This window comes from Sphingomonas sp. GM_Shp_2 (genome assembly GCF_026540875.1).
Taxonomy (GTDB): Bacteria; Pseudomonadota; Alphaproteobacteria; order Sphingomonadales; family Sphingomonadaceae; genus Sphingomonas; species Sphingomonas carotinifaciens.
Genome location: NZ_JALNUQ010000031.1, coordinates 24,915 through 45,520, shown reverse-complemented (window position 1 = coordinate 45,520; position 20,606 = coordinate 24,915). Strand labels below are relative to the sequence as shown.

Genomic DNA, 20,606 nt, shown 5'->3' with positions numbered 1-20,606 from the left:
TGGCATCGCTGCCCACGCCCAAGCCCCAGGTCGTGCATGCCGCCGTGGCCAACACGATTGCACCCACCAAGGCGCGCGAGGTGGCCGTCGTGCGGAGCGCCGCCGCGGTTGCCAAGGTGCGGCCGCAGGCGGTGGCGATGCTGGACCGCAAGCTCCTGTCCGATACCACGCTGGGTGACATCCTGACCGGTGCCCGCGCCGAATCGAAGCGCCTGCGTTGAGCGTACTGGTCGCCCGACCCGATACGGCGCGTCGGTCGTCGGGCCAGCGGCAGGCGCTGGTGGCGACGGCGCATACCCGGCTGATGATGCTGATGCTGCTGTTCGCCGCCGCGGTGCTGGTGGTGATCGGGCGGCTGGCACTGCTGGCGATCTTCGAGGGGCCGGCGGATGCGGCGACGCGGATCGCGACGCTGGCGGCGCGGGGCGACATCGTCGATCGCAACGGCGCGCCGCTGGCCCGCACGATCGACGCCTGGACGATCGCGGTCCATCCCAAAAAGCTGATCGGCGATCCGATGGAGATCGCCGCCAAGCTGGCCGCGCTGATGCCGGAACGGGGCGACCAGGCCTTTTTCTACGGCCTGCTGACCAAGGATGTCAGCTTCACCTATCTCCAACGCCGTGCCAGCCCGGCGCTGGTCGAGCAGGTGAACGCGATCGGCGAGCCGGCCATCGTTTTCGACCGCGAAACGCAGCGCCTGTATCCGCAATCGACCATGGCGGCGCATGCGCTGGGCTTCCTGTCGACCGACGGGCACGGCATGAGCGGCATGGAGCGCGTGCTGGACGAGCGGCTGACCAATCCGGCGACCAGCGGCAAGCCGGTGGCGCTGTCGATCGACACGCGCGTGCAGGCGGCGATGGAAAGCGAACTGGGCCGCGCGATGACGACCTTTTCGGCACGCGCCGGCGGCGGCATCGTGCTGGACGTGGCGACCGGCGAGGTGATCGCGATGGTGTCGCTGCCGACGTTCAACCCCAACCGCGTCGGTATGGCGGGCAGCGAGGAGCTGCGCAACATCACGACGCAGAGCGTGTTCGAGCTGGGATCGACCTTCAAGCCGATTACCATGGCGACGGCGATGGACACCGGTGTCGTCACTTCGTTCGAGCGGCGCTTCGATGCGACGCATCCGCTGCATGTCGGCGGCTACACCATCCATGACGAGCGCGGCGATCCCAAGCGCTGGCTGAACATGGCGGAAACGCTGATCTATTCCTCCAACATCGCCACCGCGCGCGTCGCCGACGAGATCGGGCCGCAGCGGATGCAGGCGATGTTCCGCAAGCTGGGCTTCGACACCAAGCCCGATATCGAACTGCGCGAAAAGGGGCGGCCGCTGCTGCCGACCTATTGGGCGCGGACGACGACGATGACCACCGCCTACGGCCACGGCATCGCCGTCACGCCGCTGCATCTGGCCAATGCCTATGCCGCGCTGGTCAATGGTGGCATCTGGCGCCCGGCGACCCTGCTGAAGGTGCAGCCCGGCCATGTGCCGGTCGGACGCCGCGTCATCAGCGAGCAGACCAGCGCCCGGATGCGCCAGATGCTGCGCCTGATCGTGCAGCGCGGCACCGGTCGCAAGGGCGACGCGCCCGGTTACCGGGTGGGGGGCAAGACTGGCACGGCGGAGGCGGCTGTGGCAGGCGGCTATGACCGGTCGCGCAACGTGGCGACCTTTGCCGCGGCATTTCCGATGGATGCGCCGCGCTACGTCGTGCTGGCGATGCTCGATTCGCCGCTCGGCACGAAGGAGACCTCTGGATGGAAGACCGCAGCGTGGAACGCGGCCCCGGTTGTCGGGCGGACCATATCGCGCATCGGCGCGATGCTGGGCGTGGTACCCGACGAGACGCGCGACGTGGACGTATCGGACATCACGCCGACCTTGTGGGACGATCCCAGTCGTCGGCCGGCGGCCGGGCATTGAGCATGGTGCGATGAAGCTGGGACAACTGACCGGCGGTAGCGAGACGGATGTCGTCACCGGCTTTGCGATCGATCATCGCAAGGTGGCGCCGGGAACGATCTTTGGCGCATTTCAGGGCGCGCGGGTGAATGGCGAGGATTTCATCGCCGATGCGGTGCGCGCCGGCGCGGTCGCGGTGGTCGCGCGGCGCGGCGTCAGGGTCGAGGGCGCGGTGCATATCGCCGACGACGAGCCGCGGGCCGCCTTTGCCCGGCTGGCGGCGCGGTTCTTTGCGCCGTTCCCGTCGACCAACGTCGCGGTGACCGGCACCAACGGCAAGACCTCCACCGTCGAGATGACACGCCAGTTGTGGCGGATGGCGGGCGAACATGCCGCCTCGATCGGAACATTGGGCGTCACGACGGCGGACGAGCGGGTGCATACCGGGCTGACCACGCCCGACGTGGTGACGTTTTTGTCGAACGTTGCCGGGCTGGCGCGTGAGGGTGTCACGCATCTGGCGTTCGAGGCGTCCAGCCATGGGCTGACGCAGTACCGGACCGAGGGGCTGACCGTGTCGGCGGCGGCGTTTACCAATCTCAGCCGCGATCATCTCGATTATCACGGCGACATGGGCGCCTATCTAACCGCCAAGATGCGGCTTTTCTCCGAGGTCCTCGACCCGGCCGGCACGGCGGTGGTGTGGGCCGACGATGTCGAGGCGGCGCGGGTGATCGATCTGGCGCGGGCGCGCGGCAACCGGCTGGTGACGGTCGGCACGCGCGGCAGCACGCTCAGGCTGGTCGAGCGGCATCCGACTTTGCTCGGCCAGGGGCTGGTGATCGAGGACGAGCATGGCGCCACCCACCGCGTGCAACTGCCCCTGATCGGGGGATATCAGGCAGCCAATGCGCTGGTGGCGGCGGGGCTGGTGATCGCGACCGGCGGCGATATCGGGCAGACGGTGGCCAATCTGGCGCGTTTGCAGCCGGTGCGCGGCCGGCTGGAGCGCGCCGCCATCGCGCGATCGGGGGCGCCGGTCTATGTCGACTATGCGCACACCCCAGACGCGATCGAGGCGGCGATCGCCGCGCTGAAGCCGCACGCGGGCGGGCGGCTGATCGCCGTGATCGGTGCGGGCGGGGACCGCGATCCGGGCAAGCGCGAGGCGATGGGGCAGGTGGCGGCGATGCAGGCGGATCGCGTGATCGTGACCGATGACAATCCCCGGACCGAGGACCCGGCCCGGATCCGTGCCGCGCTGATGCGCGGCGCACCGGGTGCGGCGGAGATCGGCGACCGGCGCGCGGCGATCGGTGCGGCGATCCGCGAGGCGGGGCCGGAGGATATCGTGCTGATCACCGGCAAGGGACATGAGCAGGGGCAGATCGTCGGTGACATGGTGCTGCCGTTTGATGACGTGACGGTCGCGCGGGAGTGCGCGGCAGCATGAACGGCACGCCAAAGACGCCGGCGGGCGCGCCCGAGGGCCGGGCCGATGCCAAGCCCGCACGCCCCAAGCTGGGCCTGAAATATGGCGGCGGGGCAGGGTCCCAGCCCGCGCCCCCGCCGGGGAATGCGCCGTGACGGTGTGGACCTCCACCGATATCGCCGCGGCCACCGGCGGCACCGCGTCCGCCCCCTTCGAGACGGTCGGCGTCGCCTTCGACAGTCGCGAGGTCGGCCCCGGCGACCTGTTCGTCGCGATGAAGGGCGAGGCGACCGACGGGCACCATTTCCTGACCCAGGCCTTTGCGCAAGGGGCGGCCGGTGTGATCGTGTCGGAGCCGACCGATCACCCGCATGTACGCGTCGGCGACAGTTTCGAAGCATTGCAGGATCTGGGCCGCGCCGCGCGCGCGCGCAGCGAGGCGACCATCATCGGCGTCACCGGATCGGTCGGCAAGACGAGCGCCAAGGAGGCACTGTTCGCGGCGCTCGACCGCGGCTGGCGGGGCCGGGTGCATCGGTCGGTCAAGAGCTACAACAATCACACCGGCGTGCCGCTGAGCCTTGCGCGGATGCCGCAGGGGATGCGCGCGGGCGTGTTCGAAATGGGGATGAACCATGCCGGCGAACTGGCTGCGCTGACCCGGATCGTCCGCCCGCACATCGCCATCGTCACCGCCATCGCGCCCGCACACACCGCCTTCTTCTCCGGCGAGGAGGCGATTGCGGACGCGAAGGGAGAGATCTTCCAGGGGCTGGAGCCGGGCGGCGTCGCCATCGTGCCCCATGACAGCCCGCACCGCGACCGGCTGATCGCGGCGGCGCAGCCTCATGCGGCGCGGATCGTCACCTTCGGCTTCGACAAGGGCGCCGATGTGCGGGCGATCGAAAGCATGCGGGCGGCCACCGGCGGCAGCTTCGTCACCGCGCGGGTGGGGGAGCGCGAGTTGAGCTTCACCCTGTCGCAGCCCGGCGCACATTGGGTGTCCAACGCGCTGGCGGTGCTGGCCGCGGTCGACGCGGCGGGTGGCGACCTGGGGCAGGCCGGGCTGGCGCTCGCCGAACTGGGCGGGCTGGCGGGGCGCGGGGCGCGGTTCATCGCACCGTTGGCGGACGGCCAGACCGCCCTCGTCATCGATGAAAGCTACAACGCCAATCCCGCGTCGATGCGCGCCACGCTGGCCGTGCTGGCGCATGAGCCGGGCCGTCATGTCGCGGTGCTGGGCGAGATGCGCGAACTGGGCGACGCGTCCGACGATTACCACGCGGCACTGGCCGAACCGATCCTTGCCGCGCGCGTCGAAATGGCGCTGCTCGTCGGCGAAGCGATGGCTCCGCTCGGCAGGGCGCTTGAGGGCCGGGTCGATTTCGTCCATGTGGCCGACGCACGCGCGGCCCAGGCGGTGCTGGCGGACAGGCTGGCACCGGGTGACGCGGTGCTCGTCAAGGGATCGAACGGGGTGGGGCTGTCGCGCGTCGTGGCGGCCCTGCGGGGCGGGACGTAACGCATGTTGTATTGGATCGCGGAGCAACTCGGGTTTCCCGGGGTCCTGAACCTTATTCGCTACCAGACCTTTCGGACTGGGGCCGCGGTGGCGACCGCGCTGCTGATCGGGCTGTTGATCGGGCCGAAGTTCATCGGCTGGCTGCGCGTTCGGCAGGGCAAGGGCCAGCCGATCCGCGCCGATGGCCCGCAGACGCACCTTGCCAAGCGCGGCACGCCGACGATGGGCGGGCTGATGATCCTGACCAGCATGGCGCTGGCCGTTTTCATCTGGATGGACCCGCGCAGCCCCTATGTCTGGGCATGCCTGTTCGTGACGCTGGGTTTCGGCTCGATCGGGTTCCTGGACGATTACGACAAGGTGCGCAAAGCCTCGACCGCGGGCGTGTCCGGGCGGACGCGGCTGATCCTGGAGTTCCTGATCGCCGGCATCGCGGCATGGATCATCATGGGGCAGAACGGGCCGCACCTTTATCTGCCCTTCACGCAGCGCATGTATCTGGACCTGAGCTACGCCTATCCGCTGTTCGCGGCGTTCACGATCGTGGCGTTCGGCAATGCGGTGAACCTGACCGACGGGCTGGACGGGCTGGCGACGATGCCGGTCATCATCGCATCGATGGCGTTCACCGTGATCGTCTATCTGGCCGGCAACGCGCGGTTCGCCGCCTATCTGGGGATTCCGCACGTCCCGCTGGTGGGCGAGCTGGCGATCTTCACCGGCGCGGTGATCGGCGCCGGGCTTGCGTTTTTGTGGTTCAATGCGCCGCCGGCGGCGGTGTTCATGGGCGATACCGGCAGCCTGGCGCTGGGCGGCGCGCTGGGCACGATCGCGGTGTCGGCGCATCACGAGATCGTGCTGGGCATCATCGGCGGGCTGTTCGTGGTGGAGGCGCTGTCGGTGATCGTGCAAGTCTTCTTCTACAAGCGTACAGGCCGGCGCGTGTTCAAGATGGCGCCGATCCATCACCATTTCGAACAACTCGGCTGGTCGGAGCCGACGGTGGTGATCCGGTTCTGGATCATCGCCTTCGTGCTGGCGCTGGCCGGCCTTTCGACGTTGAAGTTGCGGTGATCGTCGCACGCACCTGGGCGGGCAAGCGGTTCGCGGTGCTGGGGCTGGCGCGCTCGGGCGCGGCGACGGTGCACGCGCTGCTGGCGGGCGGGGCGGAGGTTGTTGCCTGGGATAGCGATGCCGCGAAGCGGACTGACCTTGCTCCCTCTCCCCACCGGGGTGAGGGGCAGCCAAGCAGTGCTGCGTCTGGGGCGGCCCCTCACCCTGCCGTCGCTGGTGCGACGGGCCCCTCCCGCTCCCCGGCGGGGAGAGGGGTTATGCGTATTGAACCTATTGCAGACCTGACCGGCTTCGACGCATTGGTCGTATCCCCGGGCGTGCCGCTCAATACGCATCCATTGGCGGGGGCGGCGCGGGAAGCGGGCGTTCCCGTTATCGGGGATATCGAACTCTTCGCGCAGGCGCGCGCCGATCTGCCGCCGCACAAGGTGGTCGGCATTACCGGCACCAACGGCAAGTCGACCACGACGGCGCTGATCCACCACATCCTCGACACCGCCGGCGTTCCGGCGCGGTTGGGCGGGAATATCGGCCTGCCGATCCTCGCGCAGGCGCCGCTGCCGGCGGGTGGCGTGTACGTGCTGGAACTGTCCAGCTATCAGATCGACCTGACGCAGAGCCTGGACTGCGATGTCGCGGTGTTGCTGAACGTCACGCCCGATCATCTCGACCGCTATGACGGGTTCGATGCCTATGCGGCGTCCAAGGCGCGGCTGTTTGCGATGCAGTCGGCGGGGCAGGTGGCGATCGTCGGGACGGGCGATGCGGCGTCGGCCGGGATCGCGGCCAAGGTGCCGACGGAGCGTCTGACCGTCATTCCGGCGGACGTGGCGATGGACCAGTCGCACTGGCCGTCGCTGAAGGGGCGGCACAATGCGCAGAACGCCTTTGCCGCCATAGCCGCCGTTCGCGCGCTCGGCGTGGGTGAGGAGGCGATCGCGGCGGGGCTGGCGAGCTTCCAGGGGCTGGCGCACCGGATGGAGCGCGTGGCCGAGCGGGGCGGCGTCGTCTTCGTGAACGACTCCAAGGCGACCAATCCGGAATCTGCCGCCCCTGCGCTGGGCGCCTTTGCCCGTATCCACTGGATCGTCGGGGGCAAGCGCAAGGGCGACGATCTCGACCCTTGCGCGCCCTATTTCGGCAATGTCGTGGCGGCCTATACGATCGGCGAGGCGGCGCCGCTGTTCTTCGACCTGTTGCAGGGGCGGGTGCCGGTGGTGGAGCAGGCGGTGACGCTGGAGCGGGCGGTGGCGCATGCCGCGGCGGCCGCGCTGCCCGGCGATGTCGTGCTGTTGTCGCCGGCCTGTGCTAGTTTCGATCAGTTCCGCGATTTCGAGGCACGTGGTGCGGCGTTCCGGGCGGCAGTGGAGGCGCAATCGTGACCGATATGGCAAGGGGCAGGGCACGGGCGCCGGGCCTGGTCGCATCGATGAAGGGACGCGGTGGCCGCGGCGATCGGTCGCCGCTGGGCACCTGGTTCTGGGATATCGACCGGGTGCTGCTGCTGCTGACGCTGTTCCTGATCGCGATCGGGCTGATCGCGGTCGCCGCCGCCAGCCCCGCGACCGCGGTCCGCTATTCGGGCGAGCATCACAAGCTGACCCCGCTTTATTATTTCTGGCGGCAAATGATGTGGGTGGGCGTGTCGCTGCCCGTGCTGTTCGGCGTGTCGATGCTGCCGGTGCCGACCGCGCGGCGCATGGCGCTGGTCGGCGCAGGAGTGTGCATCGCGCTGCTGCTGGCGACCCCGATCCTGGGCGCGCAGCATAACGGCGCGCGGCGCTGGATCAGCCTGGGCGTGGCGGAGTTCCAGCCGTCCGAGTTCCTGAAGCCGATGTTCATCGTGACCACGGCATGGCTGTTGTCGCTGCGCGCAAAGGACAAGACGCTGCCCGTCGTGTGGATTACCGGCGGGTTGACCGGGGTAGTGGCGACGCTTTTGATGCTGCAGCCCGATTTTGGACAAACGATCATCTTTTGCGCGGTGTGGATGGCCCTGTTGATGATCTCCGGCACGCCGACCCGCTATCTGGTGGGGATCGCCGCCATGGCACCCGCCGGGCTGGCGGCGGCCTATATGTTCTATGGCACCGCGCGCAACCGCATCAACGCGTTCATCTTTCCCGATGCGGAAGGCGAGGGGGCGTCCGACCATTTCCAGGTGAACGCCGCACACAACACGCTGACCGCGGGCGGCTGGACGGGCACCGGGCCGGGCGGCGGCAGCGCGAAGTTCGGGCTGCCCGAGGCGCATACCGATTACATCTTCTCGGTCATCGGCGAGGAATTCGGCCTGATCGCCTGTTCGATCGTCGCGCTCGTATTTCTCGCGATCGTGGTACGCGTGTTCGTGAAGCTGCTGGACGAACAGGACGAGTTCAAGCTGTATGCGGCATCCGGGCTGGCGGTGCAGTTCGGTGCGCAGGCGCTGGTGTCGATGGCGGTGAATACGGGGCTGGCCCCATCCAAGGGAATGACGTTGCCTTTTATCAGCTATGGTGGTTCGTCGATGATCGCATTGTCGATCGGCATGGGGCTACTGCTCGCCTTTACCCGGCGTAACCCGTTCCTGACGCGAAGCCCCTATGTCGTGCGGTGGAGCGGGGAATGAGCCGGCATTTCGTTCTCGCCGCCGGGGGCACCGGCGGACATATGGTTCCCGCCGCCGCGCTGGCCGCCGAACTGACCAGGCGCGGGCACCGCGTTGCGCTCGTCTCCGACGCGCGCGGCGTGCGTTTTCCGGGGCTGTTCAAGGATATCCAGACGCATGTGCTGCCCGCCGGGCGCTTTGCCGGCGGGCCGATCGGATGGGCCAAGGCGACGCGCGAGATGTGGCGCGGCCGGGCAATGGCGCGCGAGCTGTACCGCACTTTCCGGCCCGCCGCCGTGATCGGTTTCGGCGGATACCCGGCGATGCCGGCGCTGCTGGCGGCGTTCGCGGACAAGATCCCGACCGCGATTCACGAGCAGAATGCGGTGCTGGGCCGGGTCAACCGGCTGGTGGCGGGCAAGGTGGATGCGATCGCCACTTCCTATGACAAGACCGAGCGGCTGGCGGCCAAGCATGCGGCCAAGACGCACCTGATCGGCAATCCGGTGCGCGATGCGGTGCTGACACTGCGCACCAAGGCCTATCCGCTGCTGGAGGAAGACGGCATCTTCCGCGTGCTCGTCACCGGCGGCAGCCAGGGCGCGAGCATCCTGAGCGACGTGGTGCCCGACGGCCTCGCCATGCTGCCCGTCACCTTCCGCCGGCGGTTGCAGGTGACGCATCAGGCGCGGGTCGAGGATATCGACGCGGTGCGCGCCAAATATGCCGAACATCAGATCCCGGCCGAACTGGCGACCTATCTGCCCGATCTGCCCGAGCAACTGGCCTGGGCGCATCTGGTGATCGCGCGCGCGGGCGCATCGACGCTGGCCGAGCTGACCGCGGCAGGGCGGCCGGCGATCCTGGTGCCGCTGCCCTCCGCCACCGACGACCACCAGACCGCCAATGCGCGCGAGATCACGCTGGCGGGCGGTGCGCGCACGATCGCGCAAAAGGACTTCACCGCCGTGGAACTGGCCAAGCAGATGCAGAAGCTGGGGCTGGACCCCGCCGCCCTCCAGAACGCCGCCGGCCGGGCCCGGTCGTGCGGGCGGCCTGATGCGGCAAGCGATCTGGCCGATCTGGTCGAGAGCCTGGACGCGCCGCGGGTGAAGCTGCCGGTGGGGCGCGCCAAGCCGGTGCTGGCGGGAGCGGGCGCATGAAGGGCGTCCCCACCGATATCGGCACCATCCATTTCGTCGGCATCGGCGGCATCGGCATGTCCGGCATCGCCGAGGTGATGAAGAATCTCGGCTATGCGGTGCAGGGCTCCGACGTGGCGGAGGGCTATGTCGTGCAGGGCCTGCGCGACAAGGGCATTCCGGTCGCGATCGGGCACGCAGCGGACAATATCGGCGATGCGGCTGTGGTGGTCACTTCCACCGCGATCACCCGGTCCAACCCGGAGGTCGAGGCGGCGCTGGAGCGGCGCATCCCCGTAGTGCGCCGGGCCGAGATGCTGGCGGAGTTGATGCGGCTGAAATCCACCGTTGCGGTGGCGGGTACGCATGGCAAGACGACGACGACCTCGATGGTCGCGGCGCTGCTCGACGCGGGCGGGGTGGACCCGACCGTCATCAACGGCGGCATCATCAACAGTTATGGCTCCAACGCGCGGCTGGGCGCCAGCGACTGGATGGTGGTGGAGGCGGACGAGAGCGACGGCAGCTTCCTGCGCCTGGACGGCACGATCGCGGTCGTGACCAATATCGACCCCGAACATCTCGACCATTATGGCAGCTTCGACCGGGTCAAGGACGCGTTCGTCGAGTTCGTCGAGAACGTGCCCTTCTACGGCGCGGCCCTGCTCTGCCTGGATCATCCGGAGGTGCAGAACATCCTGCCGCGGGTACGCGACCGGCGCGTGGTGACCTATGGCTTTTCCGCACAGGCGGACGTACGCGGCGTGAACGTGACGCCCATTCCCGGCGGCAACCGGTTCGAGGCGATCGTGCGCAACCGCGACGGATCGACCCGCTCGATCGAGCATATCGAGATGCCGATGCCGGGGCGCCACAATGTGCAGAACGCGCTGGCCGCGATCGGCGTCGCGCTGGAACTGGGCATCGACGACGCGACGATCCAGAAGGGCTTCCACGCGTTCGGCGGGGTCAAGCGCCGCTTCACCAAGGTGGGCGAGGTCGCGACCGATGGCGGCAAGGCGGTGGTGATCGACGATTACGGCCACCACCCGGTGGAGATCCGCGCGGTGCTGGCCGCGGCGCGCGAGGGCGCGGCGGGCCGGGTGATCGCGGTGGTGCAACCGCACCGTTTCACGCGGCTGGGCAATCTGATGGAGGATTTCCAGACCGCGTTCAACGATGCCGACCGCGTGCTGGTGACCCCGGTCTATGCCGCGGGCGAGGCGCCGATCGCCGGGGTCGATGCCGATGCGCTGGTCGAGGGGCTGAAGCGGCGCGGGCATCGATCCGCCGCGACGGTTGCCGATGCCGATGCGCTGGCCGCCGAATTGGCGGGCACGATCCGGCGCGACGACATGATCGTCTGCCTGGGCGCCGGCGACATCACCAAATGGGCGGCCGGGCTGGCCACGGCGATCGCGGCAAAGCAGGAGAAGGCGGGATGAGCGACTGGTTCGACACTTCGATCCGGCTTCAGCGGCAGATGCTGGACGCGCAGCGCAAGGCACTGGAGGCGGGGAGCCATGCGACGGCGGCCGGTGACGCACTGGTGCAGGCGCAGGAAGCGACGCGTCGTGCGGCGGAGGCGAATGTCGCGGCGTGGAGCGCCTGGGTACGGCTCTGGGGCGCCGGGCCGTGGTGAAGCCGTGGTGACGCTGCCTGCGGTTCGCGGCAGGCTGACGCCAAATGCACCGCTGGCGCCGCTCGTCTGGTTCAAGGCGGGCGGGGCGGCCGAGTGGCTGTTCGAGCCGGCCGATGTCGCGGACCTTGCCGATTTTCTGATGGCGCTCGATCCCGTCGTTCCCGTGTATCCGCTGGGACTGGGGTCGAACCTGATCGTGCGCGACGGCGGGATGCCGGGCGTGGTGATCCGGCTGGGCAAGGCCTTTGCCAGGGTCACGCGGGTGGATGACGTGACCCTACGCTGCGGCGGCGGGGCGAGCGGTATCCTGGTATCCTCGACCGCGCGCGATGCAGGGATTGCGGGCGTCGAGTTCCTGCGCTCGATCCCCGGCACGGTGGGCGGTTTCGTGCGGATGAACGGCGGCGCCTATGGTCGCGAAGTGTGCGACATCCTTGTCGAGGCGACGGTGGTGACGCGCGACGGCACGCTGGCGGTATGGCCGGCCGAGCGGCTGGGCTATACCTATCGTCATTCCGCGCTGCCGGGCGGCGCGGTGGTGGTGGAGGCGGTGTTCCGCGGCACCCCCGGCGAGCCGGCGGCGATCGGTGCCGAGATGGACCGGATCGCGGCGGCACGCGAAGCGTCGCAGCCATTGCGGTCGAAGACCGGCGGGTCGACCTTCAAGAATCCGGACGGGCACAAGGCCTGGGCGCTGGTCGATGCTGCGGGCTGTCGTGGATTGACGCTGGGCGGGGCACAGGTGTCGGAAAAGCACTGCAACTTCCTGCTCAACCTGGGTGACGCGTCTGCCGCGGACATCGAGGCGCTGGGCGAGGTGGTGCGGGACAGGGTAAAGGCGCAGTCGGGCGTCACGCTCGAATGGGAAATCCAGCGCGTAGGGGTTGAGAAGTGATGCATATCGCCGTTCTGATGGGCGGGTGGTCCGCCGAGCGATCGGTGTCGTTGCAGTCGGGCAATGGCGTGGCGGATGCACTGGAGTCGCTCGGCCACCGGGTGACGCGCATCGACATGGACCGCGACGTGGCGGCGCATCTGGCGAAGGCACAACCCGATCTGGTGTTCAACGCGCTGCACGGCTCGCCCGGCGAGGACGGCACGGTGCAGGGGATGCTGGACCTGATGGGCCTGCGCTACACGCATTCGGGCCTGTCCACCTCGGTGATCGCGATCGACAAGGTGCTGACCAAGCAGGCGCTGGTGCCGCACGGCGTGCCGATGCCGGGTGGGCGGATCGTCCGGTCCGCCGACCTGTTCGAGCGCGATCCGCTGCCGCGTCCCTATGTGCTGAAGCCGGTGAACGAGGGGTCGTCGGTCGGCGTCGCGATCGTCACCGACGAGGGCAATTACGGCAACCCGATCGCGCAGAGATCGGCGGGGCCGTGGGCCGAGTTCGACGAATTGCTGGCCGAGCCCTATATTCGCGGGCGCGAGCTGACGACCGCGGTCCTCGGCAACCGGGCGCTGGGCGTGACCGAGTTGAAGCCCCGGAACGGCTGGTATGATTTCCACGCGAAATATACCGATGGCCTGACCGAGCATGTCTGCCCGGCGCAGATTCCGGACGAGATTGCGGATGCCTGCAAGTCCCTGGCCCTGGAGGCGCACCGCCTGCTCGGCTGCAAGGGGGCGAGCCGGTCGGACTTTCGCTGGGACGACGAGCGCGGCGTCGACGGCCTGTTCCTGCTGGAGGTGAACACCCAGCCGGGTATGACCCCGCTCAGCCTGGTGCCCGAACAGGCGCGCCACCTGGGCATGAGCTATCCGGAACTGGTGCAGGCGATCGTCGACGAGGCGATAACCGGGGCCGGGACGCCGTGAGCCGGACGATCAAGCGCGGGCCACCGCCCAAGCGGCCGGCACCGCGCCGCCGCCAGCCGGTACGCAAGGTGCCGCTGTCGCAGCGCATCCTGGCACGCGTGCCGGTGAGCGAAGAGACGGTAAAGAAGGCCGTCACCTGGACGATCACCGGGAGCGCGGGCATCGCGGCCCTGGCGCTCGCGACGTGGATCGGCGTGCCGGGGATGATCGGCACGGCGCTGGCCGAACAGGTCGGGCGTGCCGGCTTCCGGGTCGAACAGATCGAGGTGACCGGGCTGAAGCGGATGGATCGCATGTCGGTCTATGCCGTCGCGCTCGACCAGCAGAGCCGGGCGATGCCGCTGGTCGATCTGGAGGCGGTGCGCCAGAAGCTGCTGCGCTATGGCTGGATCAAGGACGCGCACGTCTCGCGCCGCCTGCCCGACACGCTGCTCGTCGATATCGAGGAGCGGACGCCGGCGGCGGTGTGGCAGGACAATGGCCAACTCACGCTGATCGATGCGCAAGGGGTGTTGCTGGAGCCGGTGGACGCGGCCGCAATCCCCGACCTGCCGCTGGTCATCGGGCCCGGCGCGGACCGGCAGGAGGCGAGCTATCAGGCGCTGCTGGCTGCGGCACCGGCGCTCAAGCCGCGGGTGAAGGCGGCGACCTGGGTCGGCAACCGGCGCTGGGACCTGACCTTCGAAAGCGGCGAAACGCTGGCGCTGCCCGAGGACGGGGCGGGCGCCGCATTGGTCAAGTTCGCCGAGATGGACGGCGCGCGGCCGCTCCTGGGCCGGGGGTGGTTGCGTTTCGACATGCGCGACCCCGCAAAGCTCGTTGCGCGCAAGCCGGGAATGAATCAGAATCACGCCATCGCCGAGCCGCAAGGGGGCACCCCGGCGATGACCGCAAGCGCGGATGGCGCATAAAGGGGCACGGCAATGGCAAAGGTGGCACCGGAAGGCCTGATTACCGCCTTGGACATCGGATCGTCCAAGGTCTCGGCGATGATCGCGAAGAAGGGCGATGGCGGCGAGCTGATCGTGCTGGGCACCGGCCAGCGCGAAAGCCGCGGCGTGAAACGCGGCTATATCGCCGACATGGGCGCGACCGAGGCGGCGGTGCGCGAGGCGGTCGAACAGGCCGAGCGGATCGCCGGATTGAACATCGAGAATGTCTGGGTGGGCTTCTCCGCCGGCGGACTGGTGTCCGACGTGGCGGAGGTGGAGTTCGAGCTGGGCGGGCACCGGGTGGAACAGGGCGATATCGACGCGCTGCTCCAGGCCGGGCGCAACTCGATCGATCCGCAAGGGCGCATGGTGCTGCACGCGCAACCGGCGCTCTATACGCTGGACGGGCTGACCGGCGTGAAGAAGCCGCTGGGCCTGCATGCCGACCGGCTGGGCGTGCATATCCATGTCGTCGCCGCCGACGGCTCGCCGGTGCGCAATCTCGACCTGTGCGTGCGCTCGGCGCATCTGGAGGTGAAGTCGATCATCGCCTCGCCCGTCGCCACCGGCCTTGCCTGCCTGTCGGAAGAGGAGCGCGAACTGGGCGTCGCGCTGGTCGAGATGGGGGCGGGGATCACCAACGTGTCGCTGTTCGCGGGCGGGATGCTGGTCGGGCTGTGCTCGCTGCCGATGGGGGCGGCGGACATCACCGACGACGTCGCCTCCGCCTTCGGCACCAGGCGTCAGCAGGCGGAGCGGATGAAGTGCTTCCACGGCTCGGCCAATGCCTCCCCGCGCGACAATCACGACATGATCCCGGTCGTGCCGATCTCGGCGGAAGATGGGGCAGGCGATGGCATGCAGATCACCAAGGCACAGTTGATCGGCGTGATCCGCCAACGGCTGGAACATCAGATGGGCGAGATTCGTAAGGCGCTCCAGCACCTTAAATTCGAGGGCCCGGTCGGGCGCCAGGTGGTGTTGACCGGCGGTGGCGCCGAGTTGAAGGGGGTTGCCGACTATGCGCAACAGGCGCTGGGACGCTCGGTCCGGGTCGGCCGGCCGCGCGGATTGACCGGACTGCCCGAAGCGCATGGCGGACCGGCTTTCGCGACGCTTGCAGGTCTGGCTTTCTATGCAGCGGCGGACCCAATTGATCTGCGCAGCGTTGCCCCCACGGGGCAAACCGTCCACCGGCCAAGCGGAATTGGAATTTTCCGCAAGCTTATTCAGGCCGCGCGCGCAAATTATTGACGAGTGATCACGCGAATCGCGTGCTTTTCGATTGGCACCGGGCAATAGCATGGTGCACAAAGGTTAATCAGGGGCCCGAACCCAGCGTATCGTTTCGGGACGGCGGAGAATTTTGGATGAGCATCGAATTCATCGCACCGGAAGTCGACGAACTGACGCCGCGCATTGCGGTGATCGGCGTCGGTGGTGCGGGCGGCAACGCGATTGCGAACATGATGCGTGCGGACGTCCAGGGGGTGGACTTCTTGGTCGCCAACACCGACGCGCAGGCATTGAAGCAGTCGAACGCACCCAACCGCATCCAGTTGGGCGCCAAGATCACGCAAGGGCTGGGCGCCGGCGCCCGACCCGAGATCGGTCGCGCCGCGGCCGAGGAGACGATCGAAAGCCTCGCCAAGCAGCTTGAGGGTTGCCACATGGTGTTCATCGCCGCCGGCATGGGCGGCGGCACCGGCACCGGTGCAGCCCCGGTGATCGCCAAGGCGGCGCGCGACATGGGCATCCTGACCGTTGGCGTGGTCACCAAGCCGTTCGCGTTCGAGGGCAATCGCCGGTCCAAGGCAGCGGATGGCGGGATCGAGGAACTGCAGAAGTTCGTCGATACGCTGATCGTCATCCCCAACCAGAACCTGTTCCTGATCGCCAATGCGAACACGACCTTCAAGGAAGCGTTTTCGATGGCGGATGAGGTCCTGCAACAGGGCGTCCGCGGGATCACCGACCTGATGGTCATGCCCGGTCTCATCAACCTCGACTTTGCCGACGTGCGGTCGGTGATGCAGGAGATGGGCAAGGCGATGATGGGCACCGGCGAGGCGGAGGGCGACAACCGTGCGCTCGAAGCGGCGCAGAAGGCGATCGCCAACCCGCTGCTCGACGGCGTGTCGATGCAGGGCGCCAAGGGCGTCATCATCTCGATCACCGGCGGCGACGACATGCGCCTGCTGGAGGTGGACGAGGCCGCGAACCACATCCGCGACCTGGTCGATCCCGATGCGAACATCATCTGGGGTTCGGCCTTCAACCCCGAACTGGAAGGCCGCATTCGCGTATCGGTGGTGGCGACCGGTATCGATGCCGATGTAAAGGCGGCACCGACGCCGGCCCCGTCCGAAGCGTCGCGCGGCTTCAGCTTCGGCATGGGCCGCAAGACGGACGAAACGCCGTCCTTCCGCCCGAGCGAGCCTGCCGCGCCGGCGCCGGCGGTACAGCCACTGGCGCCCGAACAGGCGCCGGCAGCCGCGGCCGCGGTGGCACCGCAGGCGGCACCCGCCCCGACACCGCCTGCCCCCGCCGCCGACAAGGACGAGCTGGTGCTGGGCAGCGACACCATCGTGCCGCAGGATGCGCCTGCTGCGCCGCCGGCACCGGCGGCACCGGTGGCGGGCGAGGACCCGTCCCGCCGGCGCTGGCTGGCACCGGGCGGGGAGGGCGCCGCCGATCAGGCGGCTGCTCCGGCGCCGCGGGTGAAGATGGGTGGCACGTTGTTCGAGCGGATGTCGAATGCTGCGCGCGGCGCGGCGCAAAGCGACAATGGCAGCGCCGAGCCTCTGGACATTCCGCGCTTCCTGCACCGTCAGAACAACCAGTAAGATCGGCGGGCGCGGCGGGTCGCCGCGCCCGATACGGCAAAAAGCCGGGTCGCGCGGGATGCACGATCCGGCTTTTTCGTGACAGGGCGGCTCCAACCCCTTTGCGGTAGCGGCCCGATCCCAGCCGTTCGGCGTGCGGACCGGGCCGATGGGCTTCCACCGTACGCTGACGGGCTGGTCAAGCGGGGCGCATCATGCTTTAGCGGCTTCGGTCCCATGACGTCATCGATGCTCTCTCGCGCCGCTCTGGCGCTCGCGCTGGCGCTGGCGGCGCCGTCTTCCCTGCTGGCTCAGGAAGTGGTTCAGCCATTGCCCGGTACGACCGAAGCGGATCGGTTGGGGGAGGTGATGCGCCGTGTGGCCGCCCGCCCGACCGACGTGGATGCGCTGGTGCAGGCGGGAGAGATGTCGCTGCACCTGGACGACATGAGTGGCGCGGCATCGCTGTTTGCGCGGGCGCAGAAGGTGTCGCCGAGCGATCCGCGGGTAAAGGCGGGGATGGCGTCGATCCTGGTGCGCTCGGAGCGTCCGGGGGAGGCGTTGCGCTACTTCGCGCAGGCCGAATCGATGGGCCTGCCCGTCGCCCGCATGGCGGCCGATCGCGGCTTTGCCTATGACCTGATCGGCGATCAGGCGCGGGCGCAGCAGGATTATCGCACCGCGCTTCAGACCAATCCGGAGGACGAGACGCGGCGACGCTACGCCCTGTCGCTGGGCATTTCGGGTAAGCGTGACGAAGCGCTGGCGGTGCTCGATCCCTTGCTGCGGAGCAGCGACCGCGCGGCATGGCGGGCACGCGCCTTCATTCTGGCGATGACCGGGGATCAGGCCGGCGCGGTGAAGATCGCGACGACGATGATGCCGCCGCAACTGGCGCAAGGGATCCAGCCGTTTTTCCAGCGCCTGCCGACCCTGAATGCCGTCGATCGCGCTTTCGCGGTCCATTTCGGCGAGTTGCTGCCGACCCCGGAGCGGATTGCGGATGCGCGCCTGGCGCCGAGGCTGACCCCGCTGCCGGCGGCGATCGCGACGCCTGCGCCGGTCGCGCTTGCAGCGGTGCAGCAACCCGCTGCCCGTCCCGAAAGCCGCAGCGACCGCCGCCGGCGCGAACGCGAGGAACAGCGCGCCCGCCGGGTCGAACTGGCCGCACAGACCGCGCGCCCGGCCGCGGCGCCGGTCACCCGTGCCGCGGCGCCGATGACGATGGTTCAACCCCTGCCGCAGGTTGCCGCCCGGAGCAGCGCAGTACCGTCCACGCCGGTGCGCACCGCGCCTGTGCCGGCGCAGCTCGCGACGGTCCAGCCGCTGCCGCAGTCGACTATGCAAGGCAACGCGGCGTCTTCGGCACCCGTCCGAACGGCCCCGGCACCCGCGCAACTCGCAACGGTTCAGCCGCTGCCGCAGACCGTGCCCGCCACCACGACCGCGTCGCCCGCCGCGGCACCGCAGACTACCCCCGCCGCTCCCCCGACCACGACCGTGGCGCAAAGCGCCGCGACACGCGCGGAGCCGGCACCAGTCGCGCCCGTGCGGACTGCACCGGTGCAGACGGCCGCGGTGCAGCCGACTCCAGCGCCGCCAGCCCCAGCGCAAGCGGCTCCGGTGCAAACCGCCATGGTTCAGCCGGTGCCGTCGGCGGATCCGCCGCGGGCTTCGGCAGGGGTGCCGGTGCAGACCAGTGCGGCGACCGCCGTACGGGACGATTCGGTGCTCGCGCGGATCGTTGCGGGGCTGTCCATTCCGGCGGCCGAACTGGGGGTCGAGGGACCGGTTCGGGCGGTGGCGCCGGTGAGCGAGGCGACGGAGCAGGTGCTGGCCGAGGCAAAGGCGCGGACGGCGCAGGATGTCGCGACGCGGGCCAAGGCGGTGGCCCTGCTGCCCGATGCCGAGGATGAGAAACCGGCGCCGGTAAAGGTGGCTGCGGTGACGGCGAAGAAGCCGGCCAAGCCGGAGGTGACCGAGCCCAAGCCGCTGACGGCGGCGGAAAAGAAGGCTGCGGCGGCCAAGGTGGCGGCCGAGAAGAAGGCGGCGGCCGAAAAGAAGGCGGCCGCGGAGAAGAAGGCCCTTGCGGCCAAGGAAGCCGCCGAAGAGAAGAAGCTGGCCCGCGCCAATCCGGCGCGTATCTGGGTGCAGGTGGCAGGCGGCGCGAACGCCAATGATCTGCCCAAGGCGTGGAGTGCGACCAAGGGCAAGGCGGCCGATGCCTTTGCCGGCAAGCAGGGCTATTCCACGCCGCTGCGCGCCACCAATCGCGTGCTGACCGGCCCGTTCAAGACCGAGGCGGAGGCGCGTGCCTTCGTCAACACCCTGTCCAAGCAGGGGGTCAGCGCGTTCACCTTCACCAGCGATGCCGGACAGGTCGTCACCAAGCTGCCCGCGAAATGACGGGGCGCGCACCATGGGCGTCGGACCCCGCCGCCACGCGCGGGCGCCTGCATGGTGAAGCGAGCGGACTGGAGCGGGGCCCGCGCGACGCGTTTCAACGCGACCGCGACCGGATCATCCATTCGATCAGCTTTCGCCGGCTGCGCCACAAGACGCAGGTGTTCATGGCGCCGGACGGCGACCATCTCCGCGTCCGCCTGACCCACAGCCTGGAGGTCGCGCAGATCGGGCGGACGGTGGCGCGCACGCTGGGGCTGAACGAGGACCTGACCGAGGCGCTGTGCCTGGCGCACGATATCGGGCATCCGCCGTTCGGGCATGCCGGCGAGGACGCGCTGAAGGCGGCGCTGGGGGGCGCGGGGGGGTTCGATCACAACGGCCATACGCTGCGCACGCTGACAACGATCGAGCGGCCCTATCCGCGCTGGGACGGGTTGAACCTGAGCTGGGAAACGCTGGAAGGATTGGCCAAGCATAACGGGCCGGTGCGCCATCCCGGCTGGGCGCTGCGCGCGGCCGATGCGGACTTTCCGCTGGAACTGGAAAGCCATGCCTCGCTGGAGGCGCAGGTCGCGGCGATCGCCGACGACATCGCGTACGACAATCACGACATCGACGACGGGCTTCGCGCCGGATTGCTGACGCTCGACCAGTTGCTCGCCATCCCGCTGGTCGCGCGGGGATGGTCGGCGGCGTGCGCCCGCTTTCCCGACGTGCCGCCCAAGCGACTGGCAAGCGAACTGATCCGCGCGCAGATCGGCGCGATGGTCAACGACCTGGTCGCCGAGACGCAGCGCCGCATCGGGGAAAGCGGCGTGCGCAGTGTCGAGGACGTGCGCGGGGCCGGACGCGCGCTGGCCGCGTTTTCGGACCAGATGCGCGAGGAGGAGCGCGACCTGAAGCGCTTCATGTACGCCAATCTCTACCACCATCCCCGGCAGTTGGAGGCGGCGGCGGCGGCGCATGCGGTGGTGTCCGGGCTTTATGCGGCCTATTCGGCGGACCCTGCCGCGATGCCCGATGAATGGCGCGAACGGTTGCCGGCGGCGGAGCCGGATCGCAGCCGGCATATTGCGGATTTCATCGCGGGGATGACCGATCGCTATGCGGTGGCGCGGTACCGCCACCTGGTGGGGCCGATCGATCTGCCCGAGGGGTTCTAGGGTTGGATGACATCGACACAGCGCCGCACGCGGCGATGTGTCTCTCGATACGCGGCTCTGCCGCTACGCGACGACTATTCGAGACGAGCGGGGGTGTGTGATCGATCCGATGTCGACCCTGAGCCATGCCGCTACCCGCAAA

At 69.0% G+C, this 20,606-nt stretch carries 17 protein-coding genes and 1 pseudogene; all 18 read left to right on the top strand.

Annotation, left to right across the window (positions count from 1 at the left end; genetic code table 11):
* A pseudogene (locus OXR08_RS11755) lies at positions 1 to 221 on the top strand (hypothetical protein); the annotation flags it as partial.
* A complete protein-coding gene (locus tag OXR08_RS11750; RefSeq protein WP_112383439.1) occupies positions 218 to 1,936 on the top strand; it encodes a penicillin-binding protein 2 in 1,719 nt (572 codons plus the stop codon). The pseudogene OXR08_RS11755 and the gene OXR08_RS11750, both read left to right, overlap by 4 nt.
* A 10-nt stretch (positions 1,937 to 1,946) precedes the next feature.
* Positions 1,947 to 3,368: a UDP-N-acetylmuramoyl-L-alanyl-D-glutamate--2,6-diaminopimelate ligase gene (locus tag OXR08_RS11745; RefSeq protein ID WP_267350029.1), complete on the top strand. Its 1,422-nt coding sequence runs from the start codon at positions 1,947 to 1,949 to the stop codon at positions 3,366 to 3,368.
* Complete coding sequence (locus OXR08_RS11740) at positions 3,365 to 3,502, top strand: hypothetical protein (RefSeq protein WP_267350027.1); 138 nt, start codon at positions 3,365 to 3,367, stop codon at positions 3,500 to 3,502. The genes OXR08_RS11745 and OXR08_RS11740 overlap by 4 nt, the downstream gene beginning before the upstream one ends.
* Complete coding sequence (gene murF / locus OXR08_RS11735) at positions 3,499 to 4,869, top strand: UDP-N-acetylmuramoyl-tripeptide--D-alanyl-D-alanine ligase (protein ID WP_267350025.1); 1,371 nt, start codon at positions 3,499 to 3,501, stop codon at positions 4,867 to 4,869. The genes OXR08_RS11740 and murF overlap by 4 nt, the downstream gene beginning before the upstream one ends.
* A 3-nt stretch (positions 4,870 to 4,872) precedes the next feature.
* Entirely contained in the window at positions 4,873 to 5,943 is a 1,071-nt protein-coding gene (gene mraY / locus OXR08_RS11730; protein ID WP_112383442.1) for a phospho-N-acetylmuramoyl-pentapeptide-transferase, read from the top strand.
* Positions 5,940 to 7,325: a UDP-N-acetylmuramoyl-L-alanine--D-glutamate ligase gene (gene murD / locus OXR08_RS11725; protein ID WP_267350022.1), complete on the top strand. Its 1,386-nt coding sequence runs from the start codon at positions 5,940 to 5,942 to the stop codon at positions 7,323 to 7,325. Before mraY ends, murD begins: the two co-directional genes overlap by 4 nt.
* 5 nt (positions 7,326 to 7,330) lie before the next feature.
* A complete protein-coding gene (locus tag OXR08_RS11720) occupies positions 7,331 to 8,554 on the top strand; it encodes a putative peptidoglycan glycosyltransferase FtsW (RefSeq protein ID WP_267350032.1) in 1,224 nt (407 codons plus the stop codon).
* Positions 8,551 to 9,696 (top strand): undecaprenyldiphospho-muramoylpentapeptide beta-N-acetylglucosaminyltransferase, encoded by a 1,146-nt coding sequence (murG, locus tag OXR08_RS11715; RefSeq protein ID WP_267350020.1) that lies wholly within the window; start codon positions 8,551 to 8,553, stop codon positions 9,694 to 9,696. Before OXR08_RS11720 ends, murG begins: the two co-directional genes overlap by 4 nt.
* Positions 9,693 to 11,120: a UDP-N-acetylmuramate--L-alanine ligase gene (gene murC / locus OXR08_RS11710; protein ID WP_267350019.1), complete on the top strand. Its 1,428-nt coding sequence runs from the start codon at positions 9,693 to 9,695 to the stop codon at positions 11,118 to 11,120. Before murG ends, murC begins: the two co-directional genes overlap by 4 nt.
* Positions 11,117 to 11,317 carry a hypothetical protein gene (locus OXR08_RS11705; RefSeq protein WP_112383446.1) on the top strand — a complete coding sequence of 67 codons (201 nt, stop codon included), beginning with the start codon at positions 11,117 to 11,119 and terminating at the stop codon, positions 11,315 to 11,317. The genes murC and OXR08_RS11705 overlap by 4 nt, the downstream gene beginning before the upstream one ends.
* Positions 11,318 to 11,321: 4 nt before the next feature.
* Positions 11,322 to 12,212, top strand: coding sequence for a UDP-N-acetylmuramate dehydrogenase (murB, locus tag OXR08_RS11700; RefSeq protein WP_267350016.1), 891 nt, complete (start codon positions 11,322 to 11,324; stop codon positions 12,210 to 12,212).
* Positions 12,212 to 13,138: a D-alanine--D-alanine ligase gene (locus OXR08_RS11695; protein WP_267350014.1), complete on the top strand. Its 927-nt coding sequence runs from the start codon at positions 12,212 to 12,214 to the stop codon at positions 13,136 to 13,138. Before murB ends, OXR08_RS11695 begins: the two co-directional genes overlap by 1 nt.
* The gene (locus tag OXR08_RS11690) at positions 13,135 to 14,049 is read left to right on the top strand and encodes a cell division protein FtsQ/DivIB (protein WP_112383448.1); all 915 of its coding nucleotides are present in this window, start codon (positions 13,135 to 13,137) and stop codon (positions 14,047 to 14,049) included. Before OXR08_RS11695 ends, OXR08_RS11690 begins: the two co-directional genes overlap by 4 nt.
* A 12-nt stretch (positions 14,050 to 14,061) precedes the next feature.
* On the top strand, positions 14,062 to 15,324 hold the full coding sequence (gene ftsA / locus OXR08_RS11685; RefSeq protein ID WP_112383449.1) for a cell division protein FtsA: 1,263 nt from the start codon (positions 14,062 to 14,064) through the stop codon (positions 15,322 to 15,324).
* 116 nt (positions 15,325 to 15,440) lie between these two features.
* Positions 15,441 to 16,916, top strand: a complete 1,476-nt coding sequence (gene ftsZ / locus OXR08_RS11680; RefSeq protein WP_267350011.1) for a cell division protein FtsZ — start codon at positions 15,441 to 15,443, stop codon at positions 16,914 to 16,916.
* 216 nt (positions 16,917 to 17,132) lie between these two features.
* Complete coding sequence (locus tag OXR08_RS11675; RefSeq protein WP_267350009.1) at positions 17,133 to 19,301, top strand: SPOR domain-containing protein; 2,169 nt, start codon at positions 17,133 to 17,135, stop codon at positions 19,299 to 19,301.
* A complete protein-coding gene (locus OXR08_RS11670) occupies positions 19,298 to 20,464 on the top strand; it encodes a deoxyguanosinetriphosphate triphosphohydrolase (RefSeq protein WP_267350007.1) in 1,167 nt (388 codons plus the stop codon). Before OXR08_RS11675 ends, OXR08_RS11670 begins: the two co-directional genes overlap by 4 nt.
* Positions 20,465 to 20,606 lie beyond the last annotated feature (142 nt).